Below are 10,738 nucleotides of genomic sequence, written 5' to 3' on the forward strand. Positions count from 1 at the left end.
GACATCGAAGCTGCCCGACATGGCGATCAAAAACTGGTGGCAACTCCGCAGCGCATGGCCGCCGCGATCCGCGCCGCCAGGCACGTCATAGAGATAAAACACCCGTTTGATCTCAAACGGCACATGCCCGCTGCCCGTCGGCCCCTCGATAAAGGTTAGATTGCCTCGCGGGTCGGCAATTTTGGGGAGGTCGATCACTTTGCATTGTTCGAGGCTCATGGTGGGTGGAAAGGTTGGTTCGCTCAGATCTGTAGCCAGGCGCAGGTAAAAACGACGTTTTGTTCAGGCCAGCAGTCGGTAAAACTCCAGGCAGACGAGGAACTGGGAAATTGGACAGGCATCTGCAACACAACGCCGGAACGTGGAACGACCAGCGGCAGTGTCCTGATCCACTGGAGGATCGGCACGTCGGAGATCTTGCAACACGCTTCTGCGAACGTCCATGCCGCCCAGAAATCGCGAGTGTTCATCCCGTGCGGCACGATGGCATCAGGCGCGGGAGTGTCGAGCCCCTCGACGTCGAGGCAAATTCGCGAGCCACGGCTTTTCTCGTGCAGCCATTCGTAGCGATGCCCCTTCCAGTCGTATGATCGTGCGGAATCAGCCGCGAGCGGCGGAACATCGTGATTTGTGCAATACAGTTGTCCGAGGGCGAATTGCATTTCAGCAGGAGGTTCCTCCATCGACGACGATGGTCTGGCCCGTCATATTCGCGTCGGCGAAGAGCAACATATCGAGCACGGGCGTCAGGTTGTCGTCCGATGTCAGATTATGAGTCGGCGTGCGGCGTTTGATGATGGCGAGTTGATCTGGCGAGAGAACCGACGACATCTCAGACTCAAAGAAGCCAGGCGCGATGGAGTTCACTAAAATGCCCCGGCCGCTGACCTCGTGCGCGAGGCAGCGGGTGAAGGCGTCCATGCCGGCCTTTGTCGCGGAATAGACTGTAAGGCCCGTGTAGCCGCGCAGCCCGCAGATGGACGAGATGTTGACGATGCGTCCGCCGCCTTCCTGAAGTAGCATCTGCTTGAGAGCCAGCCGCGTGAGCAGGATGGGCGCTTCGAGGTTTGTGGCGATGATGGAGTGAATCTTGTCCGGCGAGGCATGGACCAGCAGGTGATCCTGCCCGACGGCGGCGTTGTTCACCAGACCGTGAAGCTCGCCATGCTGCTCAATCAACTCGCCCATAAATCTGCCAAGCGTTTTGAGATCGCTTGCGTCGGATTCGATGAAATGGAACCGACCCGTGTGCCGCGTCTCAAGCTCAACGACCTGGACTGTCCGTTTGCGTGCAAATGAGCCGACGGCGTGTCCGGCGTCGAGCAAGTGCTTCACGATGTGATATCCGAGGCCGCGTGAGCCACCGCTGACGAGTATGAGTTTGGGCTTCATGTCGGAGATCAGAGCGCTGACTTCAGGCTTCCTTGCACCGGGATCGCGTCGAGCACATTCCACATTCGCGGGATCGCGTACTCCGGCAGTCTGCCTCTGCAGAACTCGGTGAGTTCCATTTCAGAAGGCGGCGTTCGGCCCGCCGCAAAGACCATATCCGCCTCCGGCAATTGCCCTACTAGCGGTGATCGCACCGCACGCACCCGCGCCCATGCCATGGCGGGATGCCGGAGCAGGACCGCTTCAATGTCGGCGGGCCAGGCCTTGTTGCCGCCGACGTTGATCATGGCCGTGATGTCTCTGCCGATGAAAAACACGCGCTCGCCCCGCTGCTCGACGACGTCGCCGGTGTCGATCCATTCAGCCGCCTGATTAACTGCGGCCCGTGATGTGAAAGGAGAACGCACAGCGAGCTTCCCGCCCTCGATTTTCAATTGCGGCAGCGAGGGATCATTTCTCGTCAACAGCGAAGCTGGAAACCCGGCGAGGCCATCTTTCACGACGATGCAAGTGCCTGCTTCAGAGGTGGCGTAGATGTGCGTCAGTTGTGCGGCCGGATACAAGACGCGCAGCTCATCCAGGATGTCCTGCGAAGCCGCTTCACCGCCAAGAGTAATAACCTGTAGCGGCAAGGATTGAAGCCGCGCATCGGTGACCGAGAGTAACGCGAGCCGCCAGAACGTCGGAGTGGCCGAGATACTGTCCACGCGCGCAACGGAGGCGGTTTCAAACAGGCTCGTCATGTCCGACGGATCGGCGGGTGCGAGCATCTGCCCCTCATGAAACAATCCGAGCGTAACCACCTGATACCACGCATAGCTGCCCATCTGGTAGGGCACGAGCCAACGGCGCGGTTCACGGCGCCTTATATCGCGGCCTGTGAAGAGAGTTTCCCAACGATGCGATACAAGCTTTGGTGTTCCAGTGGTACCCGAGGTCAGCAGGCTGATGCGACCGGGAACCGGGGAAGTTTTCGCTTCCGGTTTGGTGGTCGCGCCAGACTTCGAATCCAGCACGCAGTAACCCGATCGCGACAGCAGTGACGAAACACCTTCCGAAAGACGGTCGCGTCCAAGCACCAGCCCATCAAGTTGTGTGTCTGCCAGCATAGCGGCTGCATTCAGCGCGGTGCGCACGTCATCCACGATGATGGCCACCGGCTCATCCGCAGAACGGAACAGATCCAAAAGCCGCGCGCTTTCAGATGAAGCAAGCAAGTCCGCCCATGCGAGCGAACCGCCATCGAGCACGACGGTATTAGATCTGACCAGCTCTGGCACTCTGGATGGTTTTCTCGAAGAAGTTCAGTACGTCGGCGACGGTGGAGATCGAGCGCATGAGGGCGGCGTCGAAATTTAGTTCATCGCCCACCGCGCGCTCGACTCGCAAGGCCAGCTCGGAGAAATCCAGGCTGCGAAATCCCAAGTCACGCAGCACTCCGTTCTCGTCGGTGACGGAAGGTTTTCCTTGCTTCGCCAGGATGGCATTCATCAGCGTCTTTATTTCATCTCGGGTCATGGTGTTCAGTCGGTTTGCACCACGAGATCGTGGCGGGTGGCGTTGATTTCTTTGAGCAGTATGTCAAGGCGTGGTTGGACTCCCGCAGGGTAACCTTTCCGGTAGTGACGCATCCATGGATGACGTAAGCCGGATGGCAAGTGCATCAGGCGGCTCACATGGTTGACGACCTTGCAATCGTGGCCGGTGATCACGGCACCAGGAGGGATCGTGCCACTGGCCGTCGCGCCGGAGCAGACGAACGCTCCTTTGCCGATCACCGTACCTGGCATCATGGTCACTTCCACACAAACGACAGCCCCGTCCTCGATGGTCACCGGGTCGTTCAGTTCAGACGGCGGCAGCGGATCGTTCGTCGCCGTCGTCAGAGAGAACAGCCAGACGAAATGACCGATGCGCGCCCCCTTGCCGACGTGGACGTAGCCGTGGAAACGGCAATAGTCGCCGATCGTGCAATTGCCTTCAATGTCCCCGTAATTGCCAACCCGCAGATTCGCACCAGCTAGTGTGTTCTCCCGGATCACGACATGGTGACCGGTTTCCAACTGTTCCTCGAAGCGGCTTCCCGGATAAATGACGGTATGAGAGCGGATGATCGAACGAGGTCCGATGAACAGTTCCCGGCAATTCTCATTGCGCTGATCACCGAGAACGCAAAACTCCTGGACTACCGATCCCTCGCCAAGAACAACGTGATCGTGAATCACGCTGTAAGCGCCGATCGTCACATCCGCTCCAATGTGCGCAGATGGAGAAATGACGGAGTTGGGATGGATGCAAGAGGACATTAGGGAGGAAGCGGCGACGTGAGAAAATCTAACGTGTGGCCAGCGAGTGGGCTTTTTTCAAATGGACGCCTGTGTCAGCACGTTGCGTCTCTGCTGAAGGGGAGGCCAATTTTTCGGGGACGTGGAGCAGATTGGCCCAGTCGGCGTTGTCGATAAGAAGCATGCCGCCGGACTTGAGTTTCGGCAGTGCGGTGCGCGCATACGGGGCGATACCAGCCATCGACGGCGAAGTCGAGCAAGGGGTCGGGAAGGCATGCCGGTGACTTGGCAGGTAAAACCTGGCCGCGTCGCTCTCGATGCAGGTAAGGCACTGGAGGCGTTTGGCGAACCAGGGATGAGCAGGATGGCTCTTCTCGTAGAGCCAGTTTTCAATGCGACCGGCGATATGAGCGGGCGGAAGAAATTGCGAAGGCGCATGATAGCTCAGTTCCCGGTTTTAATATTTGCTAGCGACGGCGCTGACCCACTCCTGATTCTCCAAATACCACGCCACCGTCTCGCGGATGCCGGTCTCAAAGGTGTGAGCAGGAGTCCAGCCGAGGTCGTGGGCGATTTTTCCGGTCATAGCAGCTCCTCGCCCGCGGCACGAAGCGTTTCGTTTTCGAGGGCGGCGGTGAGAAACATGCCATGGAGGCGAAGGGACTGGAGCAGCGGGCGCAACGCCCCCACATGCCCCGCGCGTCTGGCACGCAAGAGCAGTCCCAGCGTCCCGATGCAACGCAGGCCTTGATGAGCCGCCACAAGACGCCCGCGCCGGTCATCCATGAGCAAAAGAGCCTGGGAATGGTTGAGGGCGAGGGCGAGCGCGGAGGCTTCACCGGCATCCACCTGCGTTTGGAACACTTTCCTCACCTTCTCGTCGGATGTGCGCACATGCTTGCAGAACAGGTTGACCAAAATCGGAATCTCCGGCTGCGTGCCGCTTTTGTGAATGAGCTCCTCCCACACGACATCTGGAATCCATACTTCATCCGCCAGTTTCAGCACCAGATCAGCCTGGGAAATCTTTGCCAGCAGAATCAACGGACTGGCATCGCAGATGATCAGCGGCTCAGGCGCGGGCGATGTCATTTTTGAGCATGTCGAGGTCCATGTTGATCACTGACACACCCAGGCGTGAGATCGATTCCATGAACGTCCAGACTGGCTGACCTGCCATTTCGGCCGCTTGTCCGAGTGTCAGGCGGCTGGATTCATAAAGCTTGGCGGCCAAAAACACACGCAGCTCGCCAGCCAGTTCCGCGACGGTCATTCCGGCCCGCAGCAGCCAGCGGTCATCGACAGGGATTTGAAGCATTGTCATGGTATGAAGATAGTCGCCATTCAAAAGACTGCCAAGTTCAGCCTTTCACGGCTTTGACCCACTCCTGATTCTCCAAATACCACGCAACCGTCTCGCGGATGCCGGTTTCGAACGTGTGGGCGGGACTCCAGCCGAGGTCGCGGTCGATTTTCGAGGCGTCGATGGCGTAGCGGCGGTCGTGGCCGGGGCGGTCGGTGACGAAGGTGATGAGGCGGCGGGAGTTCCCGCCGAGGGCGGGTTGGAACTCGTCGATGAGATCGCAGATGAGCTGGACGAGGTGGAGGTTGGCCTTCTCGTTGTGACCGCCGATGTTGTAAGTTTCGCCAAGCGTTCCCTGGGTCAAAACGGTCCAGAGAGCCTCGCAGTGGTCGCCGACGTAGAGCCAGTCGCGGACGTTCATGCCGTCCCCATAGACGGGGATGGGTTTGCGGGCCTGGATGCTCTGAATGACGACGGGGATGAGCTTTTCGGGGAACTGGTACGGACCGTAGTTGTTGGAGCAGTTGGTGATGAGCGTGGGCAGGGCGTAGGTGTGGTGGTAGCTGCGCACGAGCATGTCACTCGAGGCCTTGCTGGCGGAGTAGGGCGAGTTCGGCGCGTAGGGCGTGGTCTCGGTGAAGAAACCGGTCGCGCCGAGGGAGCCGAAGACCTCGTCCGTTGAGACGTGCAGAAAGCGGTCCGCAGATTTCCCAGAAGTATCCGCAGATTTCTCAGATTTCGCAGATTGAGCTGATGACTCTGAAGGGGCCGCAGATTTCTCAGATTGCACAGATTGAGCTGATGATAATGAAGGGGCCGCAGATGGCGCAGGTTTCGCAGATGAAAACCAATGGGCGCGGCAGGCTTCGAGGAGATGGAAGGTGCCGTTGATGTTGGTGGTGACGAAGTCGCCGGGGCCGGTGATGCTGCGGTCCACATGACTTTCAGCGGCGAGATGCATGACGTGGGTGATGTCATGCTGGCGGATGACGCGGAGGACCTCGTCTTTGTCCCGCAGATCGACCTTTTCGAAGGCATAGCGGGGATGCACGCCATGGATGCCTGCGAGGTTTTCGAGATGGCCGGCGTAGGTGAGGCAGTCGAGATTGACGAGCTTCGTGACCTCGGGCTTGTCGATGACATGACGGATGAGATTGGAGCCGATGAAGCCCGCGCCGCCGGTGATCAGAAGATTCATATCCACAGATTGCGCAGATTACACAGATGATTGATCCACAGATTTCGCTGATTAACGCAGATGATCCTAGGCAGAGGGGACCACAGATGTCACAGATTGACGCGGATGATTCAGAGGATGGTCCACAGATGGCACCGATTAGCATGGATGGTTCAGATCAGAAGCCTGAGAATCGGATTCGGAAATCCTGTTTGAATCTGTGAAATCTGCGGATGATGCAGGGGTTCGGAAATCGGGTTTTAATCGGTGTCATCTGCGGATGATGCTTCAGGGAGCCACTTGGAAGCGTGGGTGAAGCGTTGTTGAAACAGGCTGGGGGTGCCAAAATTCAAGAGGAGACCGGTTTGGAATCCCGTGCCTTTGAGATACCCGAGAATCTGGGCTTCCTCCCATCCGGTGATTTCGGTGAGCGCCTTCAATTCCACGATGACCTCGCCATAGCAGACAAAGTCAGGACGCAGCGAGGAGGGCAGTCTGCGCCCTTTGTAAAACACATGCCAGGCCTGCTCCCGGACGAACGGAATGCCGCGAATCTGGAATTCGATCTCCAAAGCATCCTGAAAGAACACCTCGTTGAATCCACAGCCGAGTTCACGATGCACCTCCATGGCGGCACCGATGATGGCGTAGGTTCGGGGATCACGGTCCGCAGATTTCGCAGATGGGGACGATGATTGATCCGCAGATTGCACCGATTTCACAGATAGGGACGATGATTGATCCGCAGATGTCGCTGATTAACGCAGATGATTCTGATCGGAGAATTACGCAGGGGGTCGGAAATCCTGTTTGAATCTGTGAAATCTGCGGATGGGATCAGGCACTTTTGATACCCACCCGGCGAACTTCGGTGGCGACGTCGGCGAGATAGTCGCGGTACTCACACTTTGGCAGGCCGGAGACGAGCGACTCGAATTTTTCCAGCGTGAGGAAGCCGCGATACAGGGCGGCCTCCTCCGGGCAGCCGAGCTTCATGCCCTGGCGTTTCTCAATGGTCTGCACATAGGCGGAGGCCTCGTGCAAGCTGCTGCTGGTACCGGCATCGAGCCAAGCGGTGCCACGGCTGAGGCGCTGCACGCGGAGGGTGCCACGACGCAGGTACTCCTTGTTCACGTCGGTGATCTCCAGCTCGCCACGCGGGGAGGGCTTCATCGCGCGGGCAATGGCGACGACCTCGTTGTCGTAGAGATAAACGCCGGGCACGGCGTAGTTGCTGCGCGGCTGCGCGGGCTTTTCCTCCAACGAGACGGCTTTGCCCTCGGCATCGAACTCGACGACGCCGTAGCGTTCGGGGTCCGTGACGTGATAGGCGAAAATGGTGGCACCGGACTGGAACTCGGCGAAGGCGCGCGGAAAGGCGTCGCCACCGAAGAAGATGTTGTCCCCAAGAATCAAGGTGACGGGATCCTGGCCGATGAAGTCCGCCGCGATGAGGAAGGCCTGCGCAATGCCCTCGGGCCTGGGCTGCTCACGATATTCAATGTGCAGCCCCCAGGCGGAGCCATCTCCCAAAAGCTGGCGGAAGCGCGGCAGGTCGTGTGGTGTGGAGATGAGGCAGAACTCGCGAATGCCGGAGGCGATGAGCACGGTGAGCGGGTAATACACCATCGGCTTGTCATAGACCGGCTGGAGCTGCTTGGAAGCCACCTGCGTCAGCGGATAAAGACGCGAACCCGCGCCGCCTGCGAGAATGATGCCTTTCATGTCCACAGATTACTCAGATGGGACCGCTGATGGATCCACAGATTACTCAGATTACACAGATAGAGACGAAGAAGACTCAAATCAGAAAGCTGGGGAGTTGAGTTCAGAAAATCAGGATTGAATCTGTGCAATCTGCGGATGTTTGAATCTGCGTCATCGCTGAATCATCCAGTCGTTGAGCACGAGCACGTCCATCTTGGTGCGGAGGAAGCAGTCGAGCGCCTCCTGGGGCTTGCAGACGACGGGTTCGTTTTCGTTGAAGCTGGTATTGAGCACCATCGGCACGCCGGTGATGTCGCGATAGGCGCTGATGAGGCGATGGTAGCGGGGATTCGTCTCCTTGTGGACGGTCTGGAGCCGCCCGGAGCCATCGACGTGCGTGGTGGCGGGGATTTGAGCGCGTTTTTCCTGCCGCACTTGAAACACTTCCATCATGAAGGGCACGTCGTCGTCCTGCTCGAACCACTCGCTGACATGCTCACGCAAGATTGACGGCGCGAAGGGGCGGAAGGACTCGCGGCGTTTGATCTTGAGGTTGAGGATGTCCTTCATGTCCGCACGACGCGGATCGCCAAGGATGCTGCGATTGCCCAGCGCACGCGGCCCCCATTCCATGCGGCCCTGGAACCAGCCAATGACCTTGCCCTCGGTGATGGCGGTGGCGGTGGCCTGGCAAAGCTCGTCTTCGTCGTCGATGCGGCGCACGGTGCAGTTTTCCGCAGCGATGTCAGCGGCGCGTGAGTCGAGCAGCGCCTTGATCTCGGTGTCGGTGGTCTGCGGACCGACGTAGGCGTGATCCATGACAAAATGCCCGCTGCGGGCAGGAGTGCCCGCGCTCCCTTCAAGCTGGCGGGCCACGACGAAGGCGGAGCCGATGGCACCGCCCGCATCCCCGGCGGAGGCGGGGAGGTACATGCGCTTGAAGGGCGAGTTGAGATAGACCTTGCCGTTGGCGACGGAATTCATGGCGCAACCACCGGAGAGGGCGAGGGCGTCGCACTTGTATTTCGCGTGCAGGCTATGCAGCATGGCGAAGAACGCCTCCTCATACATGGCCTGGGCGCTGCGGGCGAGGTCTCGGTGTTTTTGCTCCAAGGCCGCGCCTTTTTCACGCTGCGGGCCAAAGAGCGCCTCCATCGGCTCCTTCTTGTAAAGCGTGCCGACTTCCGGACAGCAGTTGTCCCAGGTGTAATGCACGTCGTCGCTGTGATGGCGGAAGTACTGGAGGTTCAGCTTGAAGCTGCCGTCAGTCTGCACCTGCACGAGCTCACGCATCTCTTTGAGATACTTCGGCTCGCCATACGGGGCGAGGCCCATGACCTTGTACTCATCGCCATAATGCGGGAAGCCGATGAACTGGGTGATGACGGTGTAGAAGATGCCGAGCGAGTGCGGGAAATAGACGCGTCCGTCGATTTGAATGTCATTCCCCTTCCCCATGCCCCAGGCGGAGCTGGCGAAGTCGCCAAAGCCATCGACCGAGAGACAGACGGCCTCATCAAAGCCCGAGACCAGAAACGCGGAGGCCAGATGGGCGAGGTGATGCTCCACGCGATGCACCTGGGCGCGGAAGTTTTCACCAGGGAAAGCGGCCTGAACGGCATCCTCAAAGGAACCGGCGCGTTTGATGTTGGCGAGGCGCTTGAAGATGAGGCCGAGGCTGGGGCGCTTGCGCAGAACGTAGAGCGCACGGCGCAGGTTGTTGACCTTGGGATCGCGGTTGATGGCGATATGATCGACATCGCCCAGCGTGAGTCCCGCGTCGGCCAGACACCACTTCATGGCCTCCGTGGGCAGGCCGGACCAGTGCTTGATGCGGCGAAAGCGCTCCTCTTCAGCGGCGGCGATGAGTTTGCCGTCTTTGACGAGGGCGGCGGCGGAGTCGCCATGGTAGGCGTTGAGACCGAGGACGATCATTGATGTGTCAGGCACGCTGCCGCCATTGGTCGCGAATAAGCGGCCAGACGATGCTTGCCGGAGGTTGGGGCGGCATTTTCCAAAAAGGAGCGCGACTGTACCACGCTGATTTCCAGCGCAAAGAACAAAGTGCCGGACTGTGTTAACAGTTTGACACCATCCTTTGCTGGAAGCCGCGGAGTTTCCCCCACAGATTGGTCCGTCTGTCTGCCCCCTCGTTTTTTCAGATGAACTTGGCAGGCTTCTCATTTATCCAACGCCCATGCGCTCAATTAAACCCAGCCTGCTTTCAATTTTCCTGTGCCTGGCAGGCTGGACCCTTGCCGCAGGCCAGGAGGCCGCCCAGCTCCCGCCCCATGTGAGCAGCCTGGGCACCCGCTTTGCCTCCGTGCCGGGCACCATGGTGCAGTTCGCCGTCTGGGAGACACGGCTGTCCGAATGGCACGAGTTCCTGCGGCAGCAAAAGCACCCGTGGTCCTACCAGCCGCACTTCCAGCAGACGCCGGAGCATCCAGTGGTGGGAGCAAACCTTCAGGATGCCGTGGCCTTCTGCAACTGGCTCACGGAGACCGAGCGTGAAAAGAAACTCATCGACAGTTCCCAATCTTACCGCCTGCCGACACCGGCTGAATGGGATGCCGCCGTGGGTCTGGCCAGAGGCCGCAAACAGGCCGGAATCACCGCCGAGGACCGCCTGCGGGATGATCGCATCTACCCGTGGGGAGAAAGCTGGCCGCCGCCGCCCAAGACCGCCAACTTGGCCGAAGGTGAGATTCCCGGACACACCGACGGCTACGCCTACACCGCGCCGGTGGGCAGTTTTGCCCCGTCCAAGGAAGGTTTGTTCGACCTGGCGGGCAATGTTTGGGAGTGGACGCAACCCGTGGAAATCCGCGCCACGCCCACCGGCGTGCTGCGCGGCGGCTCCTGGGCCTATTT

Annotated in this window: 14 protein-coding genes and 1 pseudogene; 1 reads left to right on the plus strand and 14 read right to left on the minus strand. The window is 59.4% G+C overall.

Translation table 11 applies throughout. The features are described from left to right. From ACILSI_RS25800 to ACILSI_RS25865, 14 genes and pseudogenes are all read right to left on the minus strand, one after another. Window positions 1-219: WxcM-like domain-containing protein (locus tag ACILSI_RS25800; RefSeq protein WP_395724806.1), on the minus strand; the 219-nt coding region annotated here is incomplete at its 3' end. 23 nt (window positions 220-242) lie between these two features. Further along, a complete protein-coding gene (locus tag ACILSI_RS25805; protein WP_395724807.1) occupies window positions 243-662 on the minus strand; it encodes a hypothetical protein in 420 nt (139 codons plus the stop codon). A gap of 1 nt (window position 663) precedes the next feature. After that, the gene (locus ACILSI_RS25810; protein WP_395724808.1) at window positions 664-1,392 is read right to left on the minus strand and encodes an SDR family NAD(P)-dependent oxidoreductase; all 729 of its coding nucleotides are present in this window, start codon (window positions 1,390-1,392) and stop codon (window positions 664-666) included. Between the two features lie 8 nt (window positions 1,393-1,400). Continuing rightward, a complete protein-coding gene (locus ACILSI_RS25815) occupies window positions 1,401-2,672 on the minus strand; it encodes an AMP-binding protein (RefSeq protein WP_395724809.1) in 1,272 nt (423 codons plus the stop codon). Then, complete coding sequence (locus ACILSI_RS25820; protein WP_395724810.1) at window positions 2,650-2,910, minus strand: acyl carrier protein; 261 nt, start codon at window positions 2,908-2,910, stop codon at window positions 2,650-2,652. Before ACILSI_RS25820 ends, ACILSI_RS25815 begins: the two co-directional genes overlap by 23 nt. Before the next feature lie 5 nt (window positions 2,911-2,915). Then, on the minus strand, window positions 2,916-3,698 hold the full coding sequence (locus ACILSI_RS25825) for a hypothetical protein (RefSeq protein WP_395724811.1): 783 nt from the start codon (window positions 3,696-3,698) through the stop codon (window positions 2,916-2,918). A gap of 28 nt (window positions 3,699-3,726) precedes the next feature. Further along, window positions 3,727-3,918, minus strand: a complete 192-nt coding sequence (locus tag ACILSI_RS25830; RefSeq protein WP_395724812.1) for a hypothetical protein — start codon at window positions 3,916-3,918, stop codon at window positions 3,727-3,729. 216 nt (window positions 3,919-4,134) lie between these two features. Then, window positions 4,135-4,254 (minus strand): annotated as a pseudogene (locus ACILSI_RS25835) (dTDP-glucose 4,6-dehydratase); the annotation flags it as partial. 5 nt (window positions 4,255-4,259) lie between these two features. Further along, window positions 4,260-4,769, minus strand: coding sequence for a DUF3368 domain-containing protein (locus tag ACILSI_RS25840; protein WP_395724813.1), 510 nt, complete (start codon window positions 4,767-4,769; stop codon window positions 4,260-4,262). Continuing rightward, entirely contained in the window at window positions 4,750-5,001 is a 252-nt protein-coding gene (locus tag ACILSI_RS25845; protein WP_395724814.1) for a UPF0175 family protein, read from the minus strand. Before ACILSI_RS25845 ends, ACILSI_RS25840 begins: the two co-directional genes overlap by 20 nt. 37 nt (window positions 5,002-5,038) lie before the next feature. Then, window positions 5,039-6,178 (minus strand): dTDP-glucose 4,6-dehydratase, encoded by a 1,140-nt coding sequence (gene rfbB / locus ACILSI_RS25850; protein ID WP_395724815.1) that lies wholly within the window; start codon window positions 6,176-6,178, stop codon window positions 5,039-5,041. A gap of 239 nt (window positions 6,179-6,417) precedes the next feature. Continuing rightward, window positions 6,418-6,879 (minus strand): GxxExxY protein, encoded by a 462-nt coding sequence (locus tag ACILSI_RS25855; protein WP_395724816.1) that lies wholly within the window; start codon window positions 6,877-6,879, stop codon window positions 6,418-6,420. Window positions 6,880-6,994: 115 nt separating this feature from the next. Next, a complete protein-coding gene (gene rfbA, locus ACILSI_RS25860) occupies window positions 6,995-7,882 on the minus strand; it encodes a glucose-1-phosphate thymidylyltransferase RfbA (protein ID WP_395724817.1) in 888 nt (295 codons plus the stop codon). A 153-nt stretch (window positions 7,883-8,035) separates the two neighbouring features. After that, window positions 8,036-9,799, minus strand: a complete 1,764-nt coding sequence (locus ACILSI_RS25865) for a carbamoyltransferase (protein WP_395724819.1) — start codon at window positions 9,797-9,799, stop codon at window positions 8,036-8,038. Window positions 9,800-10,061: 262 nt separating this feature from the next. Here ACILSI_RS25865 and ACILSI_RS25870 point away from each other — a divergent pair. Next, window positions 10,062-10,738, plus strand: a 677-nt coding sequence (locus ACILSI_RS25870) for a formylglycine-generating enzyme family protein (protein WP_395724818.1), incomplete at its 3' end; no start/stop codon positions are given.

The sequence above is a fragment of the Prosthecobacter sp. genome (assembly GCF_044232965.1).
Classification (GTDB): domain Bacteria; phylum Verrucomicrobiota; class Verrucomicrobiia; order Verrucomicrobiales; family Verrucomicrobiaceae; genus Prosthecobacter.